At 57.6% G+C, this 21,545-nt stretch carries 21 protein-coding genes and 1 pseudogene; 7 read left to right on the top strand and 15 right to left on the bottom strand.

Going from position 1 to position 21,545, the window contains the following annotated elements:
- Positions 1–13 precede the first annotated feature (13 nt).
- From rpiB to pdxA, 5 genes are all read right to left on the bottom strand, one after another.
- On the bottom strand, positions 14–472 hold the full coding sequence (gene rpiB / locus R0140_RS17405) for a ribose 5-phosphate isomerase B (RefSeq protein ID WP_008806013.1): 459 nt from the start codon (positions 470–472) through the stop codon (positions 14–16).
- A gap of 28 nt (positions 473–500) precedes the next feature.
- Complete coding sequence (locus R0140_RS17410; RefSeq protein ID WP_023297368.1) at positions 501–875, bottom strand: PTS glucitol/sorbitol transporter subunit IIA; 375 nt, start codon at positions 873–875, stop codon at positions 501–503.
- Between the two features lies 1 nt (position 876).
- Complete coding sequence (locus R0140_RS17415; RefSeq protein WP_004204602.1) at positions 877–1,896, bottom strand: 2-keto-3-deoxygluconate permease; 1,020 nt, start codon at positions 1,894–1,896, stop codon at positions 877–879.
- 92 nt (positions 1,897–1,988) lie between these two features.
- A complete protein-coding gene (locus R0140_RS17420) occupies positions 1,989–3,707 on the bottom strand; it encodes a four-carbon acid sugar kinase family protein (protein WP_077139137.1) in 1,719 nt (572 codons plus the stop codon).
- 35 nt (positions 3,708–3,742) lie between these two features.
- Complete coding sequence (gene pdxA / locus R0140_RS17425; RefSeq protein WP_008806010.1) at positions 3,743–4,750, bottom strand: 4-hydroxythreonine-4-phosphate dehydrogenase PdxA; 1,008 nt, start codon at positions 4,748–4,750, stop codon at positions 3,743–3,745.
- A 250-nt stretch (positions 4,751–5,000) separates the two neighbouring features.
- On the opposite strand from pdxA, the gene R0140_RS17430 reads away from it, so the two are divergent.
- Positions 5,001–5,795 (top strand): triose-phosphate isomerase, encoded by a 795-nt coding sequence (locus tag R0140_RS17430; protein WP_008806009.1) that lies wholly within the window; start codon positions 5,001–5,003, stop codon positions 5,793–5,795.
- A gap of 35 nt (positions 5,796–5,830) precedes the next feature.
- Positions 5,831–6,793, top strand: coding sequence for a sugar-binding transcriptional regulator (locus tag R0140_RS17435; protein WP_004140612.1), 963 nt, complete (start codon positions 5,831–5,833; stop codon positions 6,791–6,793).
- A 24-nt stretch (positions 6,794–6,817) separates the two neighbouring features.
- Here R0140_RS17435 and R0140_RS17440 read toward each other — a convergent pair whose 3' ends face one another.
- From R0140_RS17440 to R0140_RS17470, 7 genes and pseudogenes are all read right to left on the bottom strand, one after another.
- Complete coding sequence (locus R0140_RS17440; protein ID WP_012968565.1) at positions 6,818–7,162, bottom strand: hypothetical protein; 345 nt, start codon at positions 7,160–7,162, stop codon at positions 6,818–6,820.
- Between the two features lie 90 nt (positions 7,163–7,252).
- Positions 7,253–8,083 carry a Sir2 family NAD+-dependent deacetylase gene (gene cobB, locus R0140_RS17445; protein ID WP_008806007.1) on the bottom strand — a complete coding sequence of 277 codons (831 nt, stop codon included), beginning with the start codon at positions 8,081–8,083 and terminating at the stop codon, positions 7,253–7,255.
- Positions 8,084–8,097: 14 nt separating this feature from the next.
- Positions 8,098–9,009: an N-acetylglucosamine kinase gene (gene nagK, locus R0140_RS17450; protein WP_008806006.1), complete on the bottom strand. Its 912-nt coding sequence runs from the start codon at positions 9,007–9,009 to the stop codon at positions 8,098–8,100.
- Between the two features lie 48 nt (positions 9,010–9,057).
- Entirely contained in the window at positions 9,058–10,302 is a 1,245-nt protein-coding gene (lolE, locus tag R0140_RS17455) for a lipoprotein-releasing ABC transporter permease subunit LolE (RefSeq protein WP_008806005.1), read from the bottom strand.
- Positions 10,302–11,003: a lipoprotein-releasing ABC transporter ATP-binding protein LolD gene (gene lolD, locus R0140_RS17460; protein WP_002900798.1), complete on the bottom strand. Its 702-nt coding sequence runs from the start codon at positions 11,001–11,003 to the stop codon at positions 10,302–10,304. Before lolD ends, lolE begins: the two co-directional genes overlap by 1 nt.
- The gene (gene lolC / locus R0140_RS17465) at positions 10,996–12,195 is read right to left on the bottom strand and encodes a lipoprotein-releasing ABC transporter permease subunit LolC (protein WP_012542228.1); all 1,200 of its coding nucleotides are present in this window, start codon (positions 12,193–12,195) and stop codon (positions 10,996–10,998) included. Before lolC ends, lolD begins: the two co-directional genes overlap by 8 nt.
- Positions 12,196–12,337: 142 nt before the next feature.
- Positions 12,338–12,460, bottom strand: a pseudogene (locus tag R0140_RS17470) (hypothetical protein); the annotation flags it as partial.
- Between the two features lie 39 nt (positions 12,461–12,499).
- Here R0140_RS17470 and mfd point away from each other — a divergent pair.
- Both mfd and R0140_RS17480 read left to right on the top strand, forming a co-directional pair.
- Complete coding sequence (gene mfd / locus R0140_RS17475) at positions 12,500–15,946, top strand: transcription-repair coupling factor (RefSeq protein ID WP_012542229.1); 3,447 nt, start codon at positions 12,500–12,502, stop codon at positions 15,944–15,946.
- A 163-nt stretch (positions 15,947–16,109) separates the two neighbouring features.
- A complete protein-coding gene (locus R0140_RS17480; protein ID WP_012542231.1) occupies positions 16,110–17,069 on the top strand; it encodes a L,D-transpeptidase LdtC in 960 nt (319 codons plus the stop codon).
- Between the two features lie 128 nt (positions 17,070–17,197).
- Here R0140_RS17480 and bhsA read toward each other — a convergent pair whose 3' ends face one another.
- The gene (gene bhsA, locus R0140_RS17485; RefSeq protein WP_002900788.1) at positions 17,198–17,455 is read right to left on the bottom strand and encodes a multiple stress resistance protein BhsA; all 258 of its coding nucleotides are present in this window, start codon (positions 17,453–17,455) and stop codon (positions 17,198–17,200) included.
- Positions 17,456–17,588: 133 nt separating this feature from the next.
- Here bhsA and R0140_RS17490 point away from each other — a divergent pair, with 133 nt between their 5' ends.
- On the top strand, positions 17,589–17,708 hold the full coding sequence (locus R0140_RS17490) for a hypothetical protein (RefSeq protein ID WP_163613555.1): 120 nt from the start codon (positions 17,589–17,591) through the stop codon (positions 17,706–17,708).
- Positions 17,705–18,340: a TetR/AcrR family transcriptional regulator gene (locus tag R0140_RS17495; protein ID WP_008806001.1), complete on the top strand. Its 636-nt coding sequence runs from the start codon at positions 17,705–17,707 to the stop codon at positions 18,338–18,340. The genes R0140_RS17490 and R0140_RS17495 overlap by 4 nt, the downstream gene beginning before the upstream one ends.
- 52 nt (positions 18,341–18,392) lie before the next feature.
- Here R0140_RS17495 and R0140_RS17500 read toward each other — a convergent pair whose 3' ends face one another.
- Positions 18,393–18,515 carry a hypothetical protein gene (locus R0140_RS17500; protein WP_004140642.1) on the bottom strand — a complete coding sequence of 41 codons (123 nt, stop codon included), beginning with the start codon at positions 18,513–18,515 and terminating at the stop codon, positions 18,393–18,395.
- 69 nt (positions 18,516–18,584) lie between these two features.
- Between R0140_RS17500 and R0140_RS17505 the strand changes: the two genes are divergently transcribed.
- Positions 18,585–20,774, top strand: a complete 2,190-nt coding sequence (locus R0140_RS17505; RefSeq protein WP_023297364.1) for a TonB-dependent siderophore receptor — start codon at positions 18,585–18,587, stop codon at positions 20,772–20,774.
- 57 nt (positions 20,775–20,831) lie between these two features.
- Here the strand turns inward: R0140_RS17505 and R0140_RS17510 are convergent, their stop codons facing one another.
- Entirely contained in the window at positions 20,832–21,371 is a 540-nt protein-coding gene (locus R0140_RS17510) for a glycine zipper 2TM domain-containing protein (RefSeq protein ID WP_008805999.1), read from the bottom strand.
- Positions 21,372–21,545: the final 174 nt, after the last annotated feature.

Here is a 21,545-nt window from a genome sequence, read left to right on the forward strand (position 1 = left end):
ACGACTGCGGAGATTAATCTCTGGCATGCTGGTGTTCGTAATAATCAATACGTTCCACTTTGGGCGCGGAGCCGCCGCCTTCATATTCGGACTCAAGCCACGCCTGAATAATTTTTTTTCCCAGCTCAGTGCCAATCACCCGCGCGCCGAGGGTAATAATCTGCGCGTTGTTACTTTTACGCGCTCGCTCAGCGGAGAAGGTATCGTGACACTGGGCGGCACGGACCCCGGGGACTTTATTGGCCACAATACTCATCCCAATGCCGGTACCGCAGATCAGAATGCCGCGCTCGTGTTCGCCCTGTTTAATCGACATCGCCACCGCATGGGCAACATCCGGATAAACGGTACTCCCCTGGCGCTTATCGCTGCTGTAATCCGCGACGTTTATTCCCAGCCCATTCAAATAAGCGACGATAGTATCGCGAAAAGCATAGGCGGCATCATCCGCACCAATAGCGATTGTTTTCATGGTTATTTCCTTAATTTAACAGTACGTCTTAATGACAATTCGGGTAAAACGAAATTTGGTCGCCGGGCTGAATAATTTGTGGTGGTTCGCCGTAAAGGTGTACCGTCCCGGGTAATTCAGCGATATCTGCGCCATCAAAATTTAGCGTGATATGGCCAAGCTGTCGTAAATTTGCCGTTGCCACACTGCCTACCGCGGTCACCCGATAATTTTTATCATTTAATTTCATTCGCTGACCGGGCGATAACTCGGCGGTCAGTTCGCTGGCCTGGTGTACGGCGCAATAACTCGCAATATCGTCGGGAACGGCATCGGAGAATAAAATAAGCCGCTGCTCCCGCAAAGAGCACTCAACATATTCCCCGACGGCGGTAATTCGTAATGAATACAACGGCACGCTCATACTATTTGTGTCCTTTGGCGGCAGGGGAAGATAATGTCACGCTCTCTTCACTTTTCGCGTCTTTCAAAGGTTCAGCGGCTGGCGCCCGCTTTTTCAGCCGTTTATCAAACCAGGCGACCAGTATCGGCGCGGTGATCATGGTGATAATGCTCGCCGTCGCCAGCTGCGCGGTGGCGGCATCCACGTACATCGCCAGCGAAGGATCCGCCTGGGCAACCATCGCCGGCGTCAGCGCTGAGCTGGCGGCGGTGGTTCCCAGCGCGGCGCCCAGCGCGCTTTTCTTCTTCAAAAACAGGTTGTAGATAAAGTAGAACACAATCCCGGTGAGCGCGGAGATAATCCCCAACAGGATCCCGGACAGGCCGGCGGTAAACACCGTATTGATGCTGGAGTTGGCGCCGATGGCGAACGACATAATAATGATCACCAGCGGCTGCGCCGCGGCGCATAACTGTTTAAAACGTTCGTCCAGATTGCCCCACAGCATGCCAATCAGCAGCGGGATAAGCATCGACAGCAGCGCGGCGAAGGGAATATTGGCCAGGCCGCTGACGCCCAGCACCATCATGGTGACAAACGGACCATCCTTGATGCAGAACACGGAGATCGCCCCGGCATCACTGGCATCGCCATAGTTGCTGCACAATGCGATATAGAGGGAGCTGTTCGAGCTGGTCAGGCAGGCAATCAGCGCCAGGGTCGATATCCCGAGAAATCCGCTCGGGCCAAACAACGTTCCCGCGGCCCATACCGCCAGGGCCCCGGCCAGACATTTGAGAAACAGCAGCACGGCGCCTTTATAGAGCGGCAAACCGGCCTGACGGATATTGATTGAGGTTCCGCAAATGAGCAAAAATATGCCCATCATGGCGCTGGAACCGACTTTAAATAAAGCGGTGGTCGGGCCGCCAATACTGAGCACCTGGGGAGCAAAGGTATTAATCAATATTGCCACCAGCAGTGGAATAATGATTAGCCCACCGGGCACCTTATTCATTTTCTCAAGTATATTAATATTCATAGGGTGACTCTTAAATTAAGATTTAACAGAGATAACGACGCAATACTACCCTGACGACCATTACGTCGTTTATTTTTTATTAGATGACTGGGTTATTGCTGTGCTTCTTGATAAATTCGGTCAACAATGATGCCAATAATATCTTCCGGTCCGGTTAACCCTCCTTTTCCGACACAAATTAAGCCGGCATAATCACCACCAATAATCCGCACCATATCGGTTTGCGGGATGACATAGTCAATCATTTCTATTCCGGTCGCGCCCAGCTCTTTTAGGACATTGACCATGGTGTCACCGCCGGTCATATACAATCCTTTAATTTCACCCGACGCACAGTTAAGCACCTCGCGTACAATACTGCCCAATCCGCGGTTAATATTTTGCGCAGCCTCACCGTGGGCCAGACCAAATCTCTGCTCCTCTTCCTGAAGGTTTAGCAACCGCCCGGTCAAGGCGGATTCAAAAACAAAGAGCGCGTTGTGCTGCGCCGGAACGCACTGTCGGGCATGCTGTACCACGCGATTGACTTCAATCTCAGCGGCGTTTTTCCTGTCAACCAACAGCTCGGCATCAACCGGGATATGGCAGACCCGGTCATCCCTGGCGATCAAATACTGGAGCTGTTTTTTGGTTACTGGCGTTGCGCTGCCGGCAACGATCAAAATCGAGCCGCGCTGGCCGTCCGCTGTCAGGCTCGCGGGCGCGCTGCTCCGCGCTTCGCGCATCAGGCCGCGACGAACCGCCAGCCGTTCGGTAAAGGGCCCCGGATCGACGGCCAGCACGTTCCAGTTCAGGGCCACTACCGCCCCGGCGATGGCATCGACATCGTCGACGGTTATCGCATCGACCACTATCACCCGCACGCCGCGTTGCTGTTGCTCCTGCAAATCCTGCTGGATTTGCCCTTCGCCTTTCATCACCGACGTCAGCGCGATATGCCCGACCTGATGATGGGTCTGCGCCGCCAACAGTCCCGGCACCCACGACTCGGTGACCGGGGTACGTACATCGCGAGCCACATCGGTCCGCGACAGGGCTACCGAATCAATCACCGAATAACCGCCGACGAGAATACGCCGTGACTGCGGCATCGCCGGCACCACAACCGCCACCGTCTCCTGCGGCAGTTGTTCCAGCATGGCATCGATTTCAAATCCGATGCCGCCGCGCAGCGTGGTATCAATCCGCTTGGTGAAGTAGTGCGCGCCGCGAGCCTGCAGCTGTTTCACCGCAGCGCTCACTTTGTGCTGGGCCTCCGCTTTCGGCAATGGGCGGCTGTCGCTGCTGACGACCATCGCCGGATACTCGACCTCATTGCGGGAGAAGGATTCGGTATCGAAAAACGCGGCGGTTTTTAAACCGCTACGTGCCAGCAGCACCCCGACGGTGGTCGCCCCGGTCAAATCGTCAGCCACGATCCCAAGCTTTCCGCCTTCCCCTTGTGGCCAGACCATCTCAATGCAGGCAGGCGTCACCCCGGAGACGTAGATCCCTTCGTGTATAAATTCCGCCAGCGGGCCGCTTTTGCCGGTGGGATGCAGGTTAATGGTGGGAATTCCCCGCTTCGGATAGAGTCCGCAGCGCAGCGTGCCGCCGCAGTCGATGACCATTAAACCAATCTCTTCTGCCGGCGGTTCGCCATTTTTGAATACATCAATGGAGGGCCAGCCGGTCAGTTCGCTCAGGCGGTCCACGACCGGGGGACGGATCCCCCCGGTAATGTACGCAATCTTTTTTCCCTGACCCAGCGTGATAGTCAGAGGCCCACCCCAGCCCTTACAGCCCTTGCTAATCAACAGATGTTTTTCCATTTCTCTGTCCTCGTGATTCGCATGAACCTCAGCGATTATTGATGCTTCATTTTCCAGTAACGGGCCGCCACCAGCGTCGACTCCAGCATACTGACAGTACCCGCCTTACCGGTACCGGCGATATCAAACGCCGTCCCATGGTCAACGGAGCTGCGCATAAACGGCAGGCCGAAGGTAATGGTGATTGAACGTTCAAAGTCGAGGGTTTTACAGGCGATATGCCCCTGATCGTGATACAGCGAGAGAATGGCGTCGTAGCGCCCCTGTTTGCCGAGATGGAACACGGAATCGGCCGGTACCGGCCCGATAGCGTTGATCCCCATCTCCTGGGCCGCTTTCACCGCCGGGATCAGATTGTCTGCCTCTTCGTGACCAAAAAGACCGTTGTCGGAACCATGCGGGTTCAGGGCGGCCACGGCAATACGCGGATTGTTGATGTTCAGGGCAGTAAATTCATGATGGATCTGCTGAACGCAGGCCAGCACCCGCGCTTTATTGGCATAGTCACAGGCAGCTTTTAGCGCCATATGGCGGCTCACGAAGAAGACGCGCAGGTTGTGGACGTGGAACATAGTCAAGCCATAATCAGATTGGGTTTCCACCTGATAGATTTCGGTATGGCCCGGGAGCTTACATCCCGCCAGCTTGATGGCTTCCTTATGAATAGGTGCAGTAGAGACCACGTCGATCAGCCCCGCTTTGCCCAGTTCGATCGACTTCATCACATAGTCCAGCGACATTTGCCCCGCCAGCTTCTGCACCTTGCCCCATTCGATGCTGTCGCAGTCGTAGTCGCCGGTTTCCAGGACATCCAGCGTCCCCCAGCTGAAACGGGCCTCCTGAGGATGAGCAATTTTATGGATAGCAAAATCGCAGCCCATGATTTTCATCGCCCGGCTGATAATCGGTACCGAGCCGATCAGGAACGGTTTGCACTCGTCATACACGCTTTTGTCCATCATGGTGGCCACTGTGATCTCTGGGCCGATCCCTGCCGGATCGCCGATGGTAATCGCCACAACGGGTTTTTTCTCTGCTGACATCATGCGCCTCTCTTGTCTCAGTTGATTGTTCATATGTTCATATGTTCATAGTCAAATCATATGCTCAAAACATTACCTGATGAATGAGCCGCCATTAGTGATGAGGATCACATAAAAAAATTCATAGATTTTTTTCATCGAAAAATGTGATCTAACATATGTTCATGCACTGATAAAAAGTTCAACCTCAATACAGGGTATGACACCCACATTTTGCAAGCGTTTGATTTTATTAACAGGAGAAGCAAAGATGACCCCGATATGGTTAGGAACCAGCTGGAAAATGAATAAGCCGCTGTCGCAGGCCATGGCCTGGTGCGAAACGCTGGCAGCGCGGATGCCAGAGGGCTGTCACCCTGCTATTCAGCCCTTCGTCATTCCCCCCTTCACCGCGATCCAACCCGTCAGCCATTTTCTGCAAATGCATCAGTTACCACTTTTGACCGGCGCGCAGAATATGCATGAAGCGGATCAGGGCGCCTGGACCGGGGAAATCTCGGCGGCCATGTTGGCAGAAACCGGCGCCACGCTTGTTGAGCTGGGACATTCAGAACGACGCGCCGCCTTTAATGAAAGCGATGCCGCGATTAATCGAAAAGTACATAGCGCCTTAGGTCATGGCCTGCGCCCACTGATCTGTATTGGCGATAGCGCCGAGGAGAAACGCTGGCAGGTGTCGCGTGAAAGCGTGGTGCGGCAGATGAAGATCGCCCTGTATGGCCTGAGCCACCAGCAAGCGCTGCAGATCCTGATTGCGTATGAACCGGTGTGGGCCATTGGCGAACATGGTACGCCCGCCTCACCGCAGGAGGCGGGCGTCATTCATCAGGCGTTGCGTGAGGCGCTTTGCGAGCGGTTTGGTCATGAGACAGGAATCCGTATCCCACTGCTCTATGGCGGCAGCGTTACACTGCAAAACGCGGTGGAACTGCTGCGCCAGCCGGAGATCAATGGCTTGTTTATCGGCCGCGCGGCCTGGGACGCACAAGGCTATTGCGACATTGTTCAACGCGTTACACAGGAATTTATTTTGCAGGCGCAGTAATATAAGAGGGACACCAGAGATGGAAATTCCAGGCCATGATTGAACAAGACTCAGATTACGCCCTGCTCACTGAAATTGCGGTGGCTTATTACGATCAGGAACAAACGCAGGAAGAGATCGCCAAACGATTCGGCATTTCGCGTATCAAAGTCGGGCGCCTGCTGAAAAAAGCGCGCCAGGAAGGGATTGTTGAGATCAGCGTCAAATACCATCCGGTCTTCAGCTCCCAGATTGAGCAGCAGTTTATTTCGCACTTTGGCATTAAGCGCGCGCTGATTGCCCTGGATCACCATGATGAAGATGAACAGCGCCAGCAGGTGGCGGCCCTGGTCAGTAACTACCTGGCTGGGGTGTTAAAAAACGATATGACCGTCACCGTTGGTCAGGGGCGCAATGTGGCCGCGGTGGCGAATCACGTCGGTGTGTTTCCTGAGCGCCACTGCCGCTTTATCTGCGGCATCGGCGGAACCAAGCGCGACAATCAGCTGATCGACGCCGACCACATCAGCCGGAATCTGGCGCGCAAATTTAACGGCTTCAGCGAAACGCTTTACGCCCCGGCCTATGTGGAAACCCCGGAGCTGCGCGCCGCCTTTATGCAAAACCGCCTGATTAAGGCCACGCTCGAACAGGCCAGCAAAGCTGACGTGGCGATCATTGGCCTCGGCGATATGAATGAAAACAGCTTTATGGTCCAGCTCGGCTGGTTTACGCCGCAGGAAATTGCCACCGCGCGTCAGGAACAGGGGGTGGTGGGCGATCTGGCGGGGTACAGCTTTTTCAATATTCAGGGCAAACCCGTCGATACGGTGATGAATGACCGGGTCATTGGCTTAAGTCTCGAACAGCTGCGGGCCATTCCCTGCGTCATCGCTATCGCCTCCGAAAGTACGAAAGCGACGGCGATCCTGGGGGCATTACGCACCGGGGTTATAGATGTGCTGGCTACCAGCGCCTCGAACGCCCGTTCGGTCATTAATATGCAAAAGGCGCTATAAATAAGCCACGGCGCAGGCGGCGGATCAGCGTCGTCCACCGTCGCGCTGGCCTTTGCCCTTCCCTTTTTCGGCTCGCTGTATCAAAAAATCATCAATGATGCCGACAACCCAGTTGAGAGGTTTCCACAGTACCAGCAGCAGCAGCATGGGGCCGTATATCCGCACACCCCCTGTCGCGATCTGACCGATGCACAGCAGGGCTAAGATATCCAGCAGCAGGCACAATGCGCTGCCAGTGCCGACGAACAGACACAGCAGGAAGAGGATCGGCCGGCTATCGGCGTGTAGCGGTAAAGCGCGCTGGCTCCAGACGCCAACGATAATGGCCGCGATCAACATGATCGCTTCGATAACCAGCGGATTATGCATGGTCTGACTCCTGTCATGACGTTTCATCCTTGTCAGCAGCGCTGCCGGAAGCAGTGGCCAGGGCCCTGGCTACCGGCAGGCGGCTTCAGTTTATAGCGGGTTTTCCTGCAGCAGCTTATCGATAAAGGCAGGCACCACTTCGCTTGCCAGCCCGTAGTGCTTCTCGGCAAACTCGCTGCCCACCTGGCTGGGTTCCAGGTTCAGTTCAACGGTATGGGCGCCGTGCAGCCTCGCCTCGTGCACAAAGCCAGCCGCCGGATAGACATGGCCGGAGGTACCGATGGCGATAAAAATATCCGCGTCGGCCAGCGCGCTGTAGATCTCATCCATCCCCAGCGGCATCTCGCCAAACCAGACTACGTGCGGACGCAGCGCCGCCGGGAACTGGCAACAGTGGCATTTGTCCTCAGCGGTGACGTCGCCGGTCCACTCCAGCACCTGGCCGCTCCACGAACAGCGCACCTTTAGCAGCTCGCCGTGCATATGGATCACCCGGCGGTTGCCGGCGCGCTCGTGCAGATTATCAATATTCTGGGTGACCAGCAGGAAATGGTCGCCCAGTAGATCTTCCAGACGCGCCAGCGCCAGATGCGCCGCGTTCGGCGCGATCTCCGGGCTCTGCAGCTGGCGACGACGGGCGTTGTAGAACGCCTGCACCAGCGCCGGATCGCGGGCGAAGCCTTCCGGCGTCGCCACATCTTCCACCCGATGCTCTTCCCACAGGCCATCCGCCGCGCGGAAGGTTTTGATCCCCGACTCTGCCGAGATGCCCGCGCCGGTTAACACCACCACTCTCGGTTTTGCCATCGCTTCAGGTTTCATCCTGTCCTCCCTAAAGAAAATCCGCTGACGCAGACGGTCACGCAACCGACGTTTATTGCGACGAAAACGGCTCAATCGATGTAAACGGCGCGACTGCATAGCTACCTCTGTGATTAATGGGTCAGGTGAAGGAAGGCCGCACCGCGCATTCCCCCGGCATCGCCGTGGCGTGCGCGCTCAATGCGCGGAACCCTGGCGACCGGCAGAAGATGGCGCGGCAATCGTTGCGCCAGCCCTTCGCTAATGGCCGTAAAGTTAGATAATCCACCGCCGAGCACCAGTAAATCTGGGTCGACAATGGTCAGTATATTCCCCAGACACACCGCCAGCAGATCGAGATAGCGCTCAACGTGCGCCTGGGCGCGCGGATCGTGCTGCTGCCACTGCGCCACTATCTCCGGCGAGGAGAGCGGTTGCTGGTAAAAATGTTCGTACAGCCAGGCGAAACCACGGCCGGAGAGATAATTTTCAATGCAGCCCAGCTGGCCGCAGCCGCAGCGCAGCAGCGGAAAATCGCGCCCGACCACCTCCAGGGCATCCACCGGCAGGCGAATATGGCCGAACTCGCCGGTGATATAGCTATGTCCGGTAATCGATTTACCGTTCAACACCAGGCCGCCGCCCACGCCGGTGCCGAGGATCAGCCCCATCACCAGCGGGTATTGCGTAAACTCATCGTCCCACGCTTCAGACAGCGCGAAACAGTTGGCGTCATTATCGAGGCGCACATCGCGCCCCAGCCGCGCGCTGAGGTCGGTGCGCAGCGGCCGGCCGCTGGCGGCTGGCACGTTAGCGGCATACAGCGTGCCGTCTGCCGTTTCCGGCATCCCCGGAATACCGATCCCGACCGACCCCTGCTGGTCGAAGCGCTCATCGGCCTCGCGGACCAGCGCCTCCACCGCCTGGAGAAAATCCTCATAACTGCTTTTCGGCGTGGCGACGCGTTTTTCCCACTGCAGTCGCCGCTCCTGATTAAATACGCCCAGCGCTATCTTGCTGCCGCCAATGTCAAATCCATAATACATTTCAGCAATTCCTCTTGTGTCGTCAGCAAAGCCGACGATGACGATAAATTACTGGCCACTCAGCACCCTCGCCGGGTCGATGCGGCTGGCGCGGCGGGCGGGATACCAGCTGGCCAGCAAACTCAGCAACAGTGCTGTCACCAGCACATAAAAGACGTCCAGCCAGTGCAGTTCTGACGGCAGGAAGTCAATAAAATAGATGTCGCCGGAGAGGAATTTATGCCCAATCAGGTATTCGATACCGTTGATGATTGACGTCAGGTTCAACGCGCAGATCACGCCGATCACTACCCCGAACAGGCTGCCTACCGATCCGGCTAATAAACCATACCACACGAAAATCGCGCGAATTAAGCCGTCTTTTGCGCCAAGCGTGCGCAGCACCGCAATATCGCCGCTTTTGTCTTTGACCGCCATCACCAGCGTCGAGACGATGTTAAAGCAGGCCACGCCGATCACCAGCACCATCGCCAGGTACATAATGGCGCGGATCATCTGGATATCGCGATACATATAGCCATAGGTGCCGATCCAGCTCTTGATGTAGACGTAGCTGTTGGTCACCTCGCCGGCGTCGCGCACCAGCTTGTTCGCGTGGAAAACGTCGGTGACCTTGATGGCGATGCCGGTCACGCTGCCGCCCATCTCCAGGTACTGCTGCGCATCCTGCATCGGGATCATGGCAAAACTATGATCGAGCTGGCCGCTCAGCTGTAAAATTCCGGTCACATGCAGCCTGACGCGTTTTGGCTGCAGCAGTTGATGGTCGGCGTCGGCGTTAGGGATCATGATCGACACCCAGTCCCCCTGCTTCACGTGCAGCGCATCGGCGACCCCTTTCCCCAGAATCACCTGCTGTTCGCCGGCCTTGAATCCGGCCCACGCGTTATTCTGCACAAAGGTGGGCAGCGCGCTGAGCCGGGTTTCCTGCTGCGGGTCGACCCCTTTCACCTGGATGGCGCGCATATTGCTGCCGCTCTCCACCAGGCCGGTGAAGTTAATATAGGGCGCTGCCGCGACAATCCCCTTCACCTTCTGCACCTTCGCCAGCGCCTCCTGCCAGTTATTCCACGGCTGGTTCACGGGTTCGATTTCGCCGTGCGGCACCACCGCCAGCACGCGGTTGTTCAGCTCGCGTTCAAAACCGTTCATCGCGCTGAGGCCGACGATCAGCACCGCCACCCCCAGCGCAATGCCGATGGTGGAGATCACCGAGATCAGCGACACCATGCCGCCGCGCCGCCGTCCGCGGCTGAAACGTAATGCAATCAGTAACGATAACGGAGACGCCATTACTCGGCCCCCATCAGGGTCAGGTCGGCGGTCAGACGGCCATCACGCATCTCCAGCTGGCGGCTCATGCGTTTCGCCAGCTGCAGGTCGTGGGTCACCACCAGAAACGCGGTGCGCTGCGCGACGTTCAGTTCGCCCAGCAGCTGGAAGATGCTGTCGGCGTTGCGAGCATCAAGGTTACCGGTCGGTTCATCCGCCAGCACCAGCCGCGGTTTATTCACCAGCGCGCGGGCAATCGCCACCCGCTGGCGTTCACCGCCGGAGAGCTCCGACGGACGGTGATGGCTGCGGTGTTCAAGCCCGACCGCCTGCAGCATCGCTTTCGCCTGGCGTTCAATATCCGCTGGCTTCTTTTTGCCAATCAGCAGCGGCATCGCCACGTTTTCCAGCGCGCTAAAGTCCGGCAGCAGATGGTGGAACTGATAGATAAAGCCCAGCTCGCGGTTACGCAGGTCGGCGCGCGCGGCGGTGGAGAGTTTACTCATCGGCTGGCCGGAGAAAATCACGTCGCCAGAGGTGGGCGTATCCAGGCCGCCGAGCAGATGCAGCAGCGTACTTTTGCCAGAGCCGGAGGTGCCGACAATGGCCATCATCTCGCCTTCACCAATGCTGAAGCTGACATTGTGCAGGACATCGGTTTGCACATTGCCTTCCTGATAGCGTTTGCACAGGTTGTCGCATTGCAGCAGGATCTTATTCATAACGTAAAGCCTCAGCGGGTTGGGTGGCGGCAGCGCGCCAGGAAGGGTACAACGTAGACAACAAGGCCAGCACCATCGCCACCAGGGCGATAACAATAACCTGCAGCGGCTCAATCGCCACCGGCAGCGCCGCGCCGTCAAGGAAGGCGCCGATGATCGGCATTAAATTATTCAACTGGCTGGCGAGCAGCGCGCCAAGCACGGCTCCCAACAGCGCGCCGACGATCCCGGCGCTGGCGCCCTGCACCATAAAGACGGCCATGATCTGCCGCGGCGTCAGCCCTTGAGTTTGCAGGATAGCCACTTCGCCCTGCTTCTCCATCACCATCATCCCCAGCGAGGTAATAATGTTGAAGGCCGCGACGGCGACGATCAGGCTCAGCAGCAGGCCCATCATGTTTTTCTCCATGCGCACCGCCTGGAACAGTTCGCCCTTGCGCTCGCGCCAGTCCTGCCACTGGGTACCTGGCGGCAGCGTCTGCTGACTCAGGGTATCCACTTGCAGCGGTTTATCCAGCCACAGGCGCCAGCCGGTGATATTCCCCAGCGGATAACGCATTAAACGAGAGGCGTCGTCGATGTTGGTCAGCATCTGATAACCATCGACTTCGCTGTTGGCGGCGAAGGTGCCGATAACCGTGAACAGACGCTGGCTCGGCACGCGGCCCATTGGCGTAAACTGACTGGCGGAAGGAACCATTACACGAATTTGATCGCCACGATTAACCCCCAGCTGGCCCGCAAGCTGTTCGCCAAGAATGACGTTATATTTGCCCGCCTGCAGATCGCTCTGTTTGACGTTCACCAGGTACGGAGTCAGGGGATCGTTCTGCGCCGGATCAATGCCCAGCATGACCCCGACCGCCACGCTGCGCGCACTCTGCAGGACGACGTCACCGGTGGTGATCGGCGCCACGCGGGTCACCCCCTGGAGTTTCGCCTCGCGCTCCGGCAGTTGCTGTGGATTCACCGAACCCTGTTTGGCGCTAAGAATGGCCTGCGGCATCAGCCCCAGGATGTTGTTTTGCAGCTCGCGTTCAAAGCCGTTCATCACCGACAGGACCGTCACCAGCGCCATTACGCCAAGCGTAATGCCGATGGTTGAGAGCCAGGAGACGAATCGACCGAAGCGGTCGGCTGCGCGCCCGCGCATATAGCGCAGGCCGATAAAGAGTGCGGCAGGTTGGTACATGTCATCCATCTGGTTGCTGATAGCCGATGCCCGAGTATATAAGCGAATACGAGCAGCGTAAATGACTGATACCTGACGACTTTATTAGCAATAATCCTAAAAACCAAGCAAATACAATCGGATAGATAAGACCTTGCTGATATATCTTTACGCTTATCCGCAACCCGGATGTTTGTTGAACCAACACCTGATGGCAATTCGGGTTGGCGAATCCAGACCAATCGCGGATAATCTCACTATTGAATATCAGCGAGTTGCCCTCCATATCGGCAGAGCGAATCCCCAAGAGACCATGAAACCGTCTATGCCTGAACAATATCGATACTCATTGCCGGCCAAAGCTGGTGATCTGCGCCAGCTTGGCGAGTTGACCGGCGCGGCCTGCGCTACCCTGGTGGCAGAGATGGCCGAACGCCACAAAGGCCCGGTGGTGCTGGTGGCACCTGACATGCAAAACGCGCTGCGTCTGAACGACGAGATCAGGCAGTTCACCGACAGCATGGTGATGGGGCTGGCTGACTGGGAAACGCTCCCCTACGACAGCTTCTCGCCGCACCAGGATATCATCTCCTCCCGTCTTGCCACCCTTTACCAGTTACCCACCATGCAGCGCGGCGTACTGATCGTCCCGGTCAGCACCCTGATGCAGCGCGTTTGCCCGCACAGCTTCCTTCACGGGCACGCGCTGGTGATGAAAAAGGGCCAGCGCCTGTCGCGCGATGCGCTGCGCGATCAGCTGGAGGGCGCCGGCTATCGCCATGTCGATCAGGTGATGGAGCACGGCGAATATGCCACCCGCGGCGCGCTGCTCGACCTGTTCCCGATGGGCAGCGACCAGCCCTACCGCCTCGATTTCTTTGACGATGAAATCGACAGCCTGCGTCTGTTCGACGTCGACAGCCAGCGCACGCTGGAGGAAGTGGCGGCCATTAACCTGCTGCCGGCGCACGAGTTTCCCACCGACCAGACCGCCATCGAGCTGTTCCGCAGCCAGTGGCGCGACCGTTTTGAGGTGAAGCGCGATGCCGAGCATATCTATCAGCAGGTCAGTAAAGGGACACTGCCTGCCGGTATCGAATACTGGCAGCCGCTGTTCTTCAGCGAGCCGCTGCCGCCGTTATTTAGCTATTTTCCGGCCAGCACCCTGATCGTCAACACCGGCGATCTCGAGGCCAGCGCGGAGCGTTTCCAGAATGAAGCCCGCGCCCGCTTTGAAAACCGCGGTGTCGATCCGATGCGCCCGCTCCTGCCGCCGGAACTGCTGTGGCTGCGCAGCGATGAGCTGTTCGGCGAACTGAAAAAATGGCCGCGCGTACAGCTGAAAACCGAGCGCCTGGCGGACAAAGCGGCGAATACCAATCTGGGCTACCAGACGCTGCCGGACCTCGCGGTGCAGGCGCAAAACAAAGCGCCGCTGGATAATCTGCGCCGCTTCCTCGAGTCCTTTACCGGCCCGGTGATCTTCTCCGTGGAAAGCGAGGGTCGCCGTGAAGCGCTGAGCGAAATGCTGGCGCGGATTAAAATTGCGCCAAAACACGTGCTGCGTCTGGAAGAAGCCACCGGCAATGGCCGCTATCTGATGATTGGCGCCGCCGAACACGGGTTTATTGACAGTCAGCGCGGCCTGGCGCTGATTTGCGAAAGCGACCTGCTCGGCGAGCGCGTGGCGCGCCGCCGGCAGGATTCACGTCGCACAATCAACCCTGACATCCTCATTCGCAACCTTGCCGAACTGCATATCGGCCAGCCGGTTGTCCATCTGGAGCACGGCGTGGGCCGCTATGCGGGAATGACCACCCTGGAAGCCGGCGGCATCACCGGCGAATACCTGATGCTGACTTACGCCAACGATGCCAAGCTATACGTTCCGGTATCCTCCCTGCATCTTATCAGCCGTTACGCCGGCGGGGCGGAAGAGAACGCGCCCCTGCACAAGCTGGGCGGCGATGCCTGGACCCGGGCGCGACAAAAAGCGGCTGAGAAAGTACGCGACGTGGCGGCAGAGCTGCTGGATATCTACGCCCAGCGCGCGGCGAAGGCGGGCTTTGCCTTTAAACACGACCGCGAACAGTATCAGCTGTTCTGCGACGGCTTCCCGTTTGAAACCACGCCGGATCAGGCGCAGGCGATTAACGCCGTCCTCAGCGATATGTGCCAGCCGCTGGCCATGGACCGCCTGGTGTGCGGCGATGTGGGCTTCGGTAAGACCGAAGTGGCTATGCGCGCCGCCTTCCTCGCCGTGGAGAACCACAAGCAGGTGGCGGTGCTGGTGCCGACCACCCTGCTGGCTCAGCAACACTATGACAACTTCCGCGATCGTTTCGCCAACTGGCCGGTACGCATCGAAATGCTCTCCCGCTTCCGCAGCGCTAAAGAGCAGGCGCAGATCCTCGAGCAGGCCGCGGAAGGCAAAATCGATATCTTGATCGGCACCCACAAGCTGCTGCAGAGCGAGGTGAAGCTGCGCGATCTGGGGCTGCTGATCGTCGACGAAGAGCACCGGTTTGGCGTGCGGCATAAAGAGCGCATCAAAGCAATGCGCGCCGATGTCGATATTCTGACCCTCACCGCCACGCCGATCCCGCGGACGCTGAACATGGCGATGAGCGGGATGCGGGACCTGTCGATCATCGCCACGCCGCCGGCGCGCCGTCTGGCGGTGAAGACCTTCGTTCGCGAATACGACGCCCTGGTGGTGCGCGAGGCGATCCTGCGCGAAACGCTGCGCGGCGGCCAGGTCTACTATCTATTTAATGACGTCGAAAACATCCAGAAAGCCGCCGACAAGCTGGCGGAGCTGGTGCCGGAGGCGCGGATAGCCATCGGCCACGGCCAGATGCGGGAGCGCGAACTGGAGAGGGTGATGAATGACTTCCATCACCAGCGCTTCAATGTGCTGGTGTGCACCACCATCATCGAAACCGGGATCGACATTCCCACCGCCAACACCATCATCATCGAACGCGCCGACCATTTTGGCCTCGCCCAGCTGCACCAGCTGCGCGGCCGCGTTGGCCGTTCGCATCACCAGGCCTATGCCTGGCTGCTGACGCCGCATCCGAAAGCGATGACCACCGATGCGCAAAAGCGCCTTGAAGCCATTGCGTCGCTGGAAGATCTCGGCGCCGGCTTTGCGCTGGCGACCCACGATCTGGAGATTCGCGGGGCCGGGGAACTGCTCGGCGAAGATCAGAGCGGTCAGATGGAAACCATCGGTTTCTCTCTGTATATGGAGCTGCTGGAGAACGCAGTCGATGCGCTGAAAGCCGGACGCGAACCCTCGCTGGAAGATCTCACCAGCCAGCAGACGGAGGTCGAACTGCGCATGCCTTCCCTGCTGCCTGACGATTTCATCCCTGACGTCAATACGCGGCTGTCATTCTATAAGCGCATTGCCAGCGCCAAAAACGAACTCGATCTGGAGGAGATCAAAGTCGAGCTGATCGATCGTTTTGGCCGCCTGCCCGATGCCGCCCGCAACCTGCTGGATATTGCCCGTCTGCGTCAGCAGGCGCAGAAACTGGGGATCCGCAAACTGGAAAGCAACGAAAAAGGCGGCGTGATTGAATTTAACGAGAAAAACAACGTCAATCCGGTGTGGTTGATCGGCCTGCTGCAGAAGCAGCCCCAGCACTTCCGGCTGGACGGGCCGACGCGCCTGAAATTCATGCAGGATCTGGAAGAGCGTAAAACGCGGATGGACTGGGTTCGCCAGTTTATGCGTCAGCTGGAAGAGAACGCCGTCGCCTGACTGGCAGGAGATACGGCCCCCTGGCCGTATCTCCCTTCTTACATACCTGGCAATCTTTACAAACATTTTGCAATCCGCCTGGATTTCCCCACACAGACTCACGCCATAATCTCATCTGCTTTTCATATAAAAATAACCACTTATATATTTTGGAGTTATGGTAATGAGAAACCGTTTCCCCGTTACGCTCTGGCTGGCGCTGGTCGCGCTGGTCGCCGCGCTGGCTCTGCCCGCGCGCGCCAACACCTGGCCCCTTCCCCCGCCGGGCAGCCGGCTGGTAGGTCAGAATACGTTCCACGTGGTGCAGGATAACGGCGGTTCGCTGGAGGCGATTGCCAAAAAGTACAATGTCGGTTTTCTGGCCCTGCTGCAGGCCAATCCCGGGGTTGACCCCTATGTTCCCCGCGCCGGCAGCGTGCTGACCATCCCCCTGCAGACGCTGCTGCCCGATGCGCCGCGCGAAGGGCTGGTGATTAACCTTGCCGAGCTGCGCCTCTACTATTACCCGCCGGGTAAAAATGAAGTGACCGTCTACCCGATCGGCATCGGCCAGCTGGGCGGAACCACCATCACGCCGACGATGGTCACGACCGTGTCTGACAAGCGGGCCAATCCGACCTGGACGCCCACCGCTAACATTCGCGCCCGCTACAAGGCAATGGGGATTGAGCTGCCGGCGGTGGTGCCAGCCGGTCCTGACAACCCGATGGGCCATCACGCCATCCGCCTTGCCGCCTATGGCGGAGTCTATCTCCTGCACGGCACCAATGCCGATTTCGGCATCGGCATGCGCGTCAGCTCCGGCTGTATTCGTCTGCGCGACAACGATATCAAGGCGCTGTACAACGCCATTTCGCCAGGCACTAAGGTGAATATCATTAACACGCCGATCAAGGTATCGGTAGAGCCGGATGGCCGCCGTCTGGTTGAAGTCCATCAGCCGCTGTCTGAGCATATCGATGACGACCCGCAGACCTTGCCCATTACGCTTAACGCGACCATGACGGAGTTCAAACAGGCACCGCAAACCGACGGGACGGTGATGGAGCGCGCGATGAATTACCGCTCGGGCATGCCCATTGACGTCACGCGTCATGCAGCCCCTGGACCGCAGTCGTTGTAGTCTTACGCTGCACAAAACAAAAAACCCGCCTGATGGCGGGTTTTTTGTTGGCAAGGGTCAAACAGGGGTACAACAGGGTCTTACTCATCGCTGTCCGGTGAAGGGGGCCGGGCAACGACGCATCGGGCTTACTTGTAGATAACAGCGGTGCCGTGAAGGGTATTCGGACCGGTTACCGAAGTAATACGGTATGAAGTGGCGCCCATCTCATCCGCTTTCTGCGCCAGCTGGTCTTCCAGCGAGCCCAGGTTAGTCCCGGCAGAAGCAGAGATGGTGCCTACTTTATGCTGTCCTGCAGGGGTGGATTGCACCTCTACAGCGGCAAAGCTGGCGAAAGAGAGTGAGCTAAGAACGGCGGCAATAGCCAGAGTATTAACGGTTTTCATGATTATTATACCTGTGCAGATGAATTTTTTAGTAGGGTCGTAAGTATTAACTTAACGATCGATAGGTAAATAGTAATGTGATCTACATCACACGTCAACGCATTTTTATAACGATCGTTTAACTATTTATAAAATGCTTAAATTTCATACGCATATGATTTATTTATTTTTAAACCAACAGCACTGGCCCCGGCGATCGTTTATTTTTATAATGGCCTTTCACCAAACCAACATAGGTACAACGGCACCATGACAACTGACGTTCAAAGTTGCGCCAAAAAAAGCCGTGGCCGACCGAAGGTGTTCGACAGGGATGCGGCGCTGGACAAAGCCATGACACTCTTCTGGCAGCACGGCTATGAGGCGACCTCGCTCGCCGATCTGGTCGAGGCGACAGGAGCAAAAGCCCCCACCCTGTATGCGGAATTTGTGAATAAAGAAGGCCTGTTCCGCGCAGTGTTGGATCGTTACATTTCGCGCTTTGCCGCGAAGCACGAAGCCGTGCTGTTGGCCGAAGGGAAATCCGTCGATCAGGCGTTGCGCGACTACTTCACGGCGGTCGCCACCTGCTTTACCAGCAAAGAGACGCCGGCCGGCTGCTTTATTATCAATACCTCCGCCGCGCTGGCCGCCTCCTCGACGGATATCGCCAATACCATCAAATCCCGCCATGCGATGCAGGAGCAGGCGCTCACTCAGTTTCTGCAGCAACGGCAAGCGCAGGGCGAACTCCCCGCGGGCCGCGACGTCGCGCCGCTGGCGCAGTTTCTCAACTGTGTCCTGCAGGGGATGTCGATTAGCGCGCGGGAAGGCGCGGATTTCGACAAGCTGATGCAAATCACCGACACCACTCTCCGTCTCTGGCCGCAGATCCTCGAGTCCTGATGAGCCCTGCCTCCGGCGGTATTCTGCCGCCGGATCCACTCTCCTGTTGGTTTTATCCCCACAAAATAGATTGATTTTTATTACCTTTTCTCGCGCAAGATAAACGCAAATGATATTGATTGCGATATTCATTATGTGCAAAATCCTTTTTTGAGTTTTTCCAGATGTTTCGCATTGTAACTAATGCCGACCCGGCGTCGGCCTATAACAACGACAAAGCAACTTGCTCATAAAAGGAATGGATATGAAAAAGCGCCTCTGGGTGCTCCACCCCCTGCTGCTGGTCAGCTCGCTGCCTGCGCTGGCGGCTCAGTCTGATGAAGACAGCATCATCGTTAGTGCAAACCGCACCCATCGCACCGTGGCCGAAATGGCCCAAACCACCTGGGTCATTGAGGGCCAGGAGATTGAGCAGCAGGTCCAGGGCGGGAAAGAGTTCAAAGACGTGCTGGCGCAGCTGATCCCGGGCATCGATGTCAGCAGCCAGGGGCGCACCAATTACGGGATGAACATGCGCGGGCGCGCCATCGTCGTGCTGATCGACGGCGTCCGGCTCAATTCCTCACGCACCGACAGTCGCCAGCTCGACGCCATCGACCCGTTTAACATCGAACATATCGAAGTGATCTCCGGGGCGACCTCGCTGTACGGCGGAGGCAGTACCGGCGGGCTTATCAACATCGTCACCAAGAAAGGGCAGCAGGATCGCCAGGTCGATCTCGAGGTGGGCAGCAAGAGCGGGTTTGCGAACAGTAACGATCACGATGAGCGCATCGCGGCGGCCGTCAGCGGCGGGACAGACCATGCATCCGGGCGCTTATCGGTAGCCTATCAGCGTTTCGGCGGCTGGTACGATGGCAATAACGATGCGCTGATCCTCGATAACACGCAAACGGGGCTCCAGCACTCTGACCGCCTCGACGTGATGGGGACGGGGACGATTGAGATCGATGACAACCGCCAGCTGCAGCTTGTCACCCAGTATTATAAAAGCCAGGGCGATGATGACTACGGCCTGTGGCTCGGGAAGAACATGTCCGCTGTCACCAGCGGCGGCAAAGCGTACACCACCGACGGGCTCAATTCCGATCGCATCCCCGGTACAGAGCGGCACTTAATCAGCCTCCAGTACTCCGATGCCGACTTCTTCGGCCAGAATCTGGTGAGCCAGGTATACTATCGCGATGAGTCCCTCACCTTCTATCCGTTCCCGACGCTCACGAAAGGCCAGGTCAGTAGCTTCTCCTCGTCGCAGCAGGATACCGATCAGTATGGGGCAAAGCTGACCCTTAACAGCCAGCCGCTGGCGGGATGGGACCTCACCTGGGGTCTCGACGCCGATCATGAGACCTTCAATGCCAACCAGATGTTCTTCGATCTGCAGCAATCGCTGGCGTCGGGCGGGCTGCACAACGAATCGATCTACACCACCGGCCGCTATCCGGGATACAGCATCTCCAACGTCGCGCCGTTCCTGCAGTCCAGCTACGATCTGAACGAGATCTTTACCCTCAGCGGCGGGGTTCGCTACCAGTGGACCGAAAATCGGGTTGACGACTTTGTCGGCTACGCCCAGCAACAGGATATCGCCAACGGCAAAGCGCGCTCCGCCGACGCCATCAAAGGCGGCAAAACCGATTACGATAACTTCCTGTTTAACGCCGGGATCGTGGCGCATCTGACCGAGCGTCAGCAGACCTGGTTTAACTTCTCGCAGGGCGTCGAGCTGCCGGACCCCGGTAAATACTACGGCATCGGTAAATACGGCGCGGCGGTCAATGGCCATCTGCCGCTGATCTCCAGCGTCAACGTCGATGACTCGCCGCTGCAGGGGATCAAAGTTAACTCGTATGAGCTGGGCTGGCGCTACACCGGCGATAACCTGCGCACCCAGCTGGCGGCGTATTACTCGACTTCGGATAAGACCATCGTCGTCAACCGCACCGACATGACCATCGACGTTCAGTCCGACAAACGGCGTATTTACGGCGTTGAGGGAGCGGTCGATTACTTTATTCCGGACAGCGACTGGAGCGTCGGCGGTAACTTCAACGTGCTGAAATCACAGGTGCAGACCGACGGCCGCTGGCAAAAATGGGATGTCACCCTCGCCTCACCGTCCAAAGCCACCGCCTGGGTGGGTTGGGCGCCGGATCCGTGGAGCCTGCGCGTGCAGAGCCAGCAGGTGTTTGACCTCAGCGACGCCGCCGGTAACAAGCTGGAAGGCTATAACACCGTTGATTTTATTGGCAGTTACGCGCTGCCGGTGGGGAAACTGACCTTCAGTATCGAAAACCTGCTTAACGAAGACTATGTCACCATCTGGGGCCAGCGGGCGCCGCTGCTCTACAGCCCGACCTACGGCAGTTCATCGCTGTACGAATACAAAGGCCGTGGCCGTACCTTCGGTCTGAATTACGCGTTAACCTTCTGATAAAAAAAGCCCCTCAGCCTGAGCGATTGAGGGGCTAATCAATACATAAATCTGTTTTTAGATTTTGTTGTTCAGGACCAGCTGGCCGTTGTTGTCCAGCGGGATCTGGCTGCCAGGATTGTGATCCATACGGATTTTCCCCTGCTGATCGCCTATTTTATAGGTCACATCGTAGCCCAGCATTTTATCGGATTTGTCATATACCGTTTTACAACGCTGCTGGGTGGTAGTGTAGGTATCGTTGTCCTGCATCGCCCCCTGCAGCTGGTTGCCGGCATAGCCGCCGCCCAGCGCACCTACCACTGTCGCTACACTACGTCCGCGACCGCCGCCAAACTGGTGGCCAATCACCCCACCGGCCACCGCGCCGAGTACCGAACCGGCGATACGGTTTTCATCCTGGACCGGACGACGATGGGTCACCGTGACATTGCGGCATTCCTGACGCGGCGTTTTCACGGTTTCTTTAATCGGTGTACTGGAGACCACTTGCGCATACTGCGGGCCGCGATCTAACACGTTGAGACCAGCGACAGCTGCAACGCCCAGCGCGGCAGCCACGCCTATCCCTATACCCGCCAACATAGATTTATTCACGGGAGATCCTCCTTTGTTGCTGTTGATACAATTTTGCAACCGGAGCCGGGAGGGCGCAAATCAGATAGCGGATGAAAAGTGCGAGAATTCGCAGCAAATCAAGGGGATTCAGAGGATTCCGAGCGGGATCGCCGCGGTTTCAGCAGAAGAGCCCGGAGCGCCGTCAGGGCGGCT

This window comes from Klebsiella sp. w6 (genome assembly GCF_033100215.1).
Classification (GTDB): Bacteria; Pseudomonadota; Gammaproteobacteria; order Enterobacterales; family Enterobacteriaceae; genus Klebsiella; species Klebsiella variicola.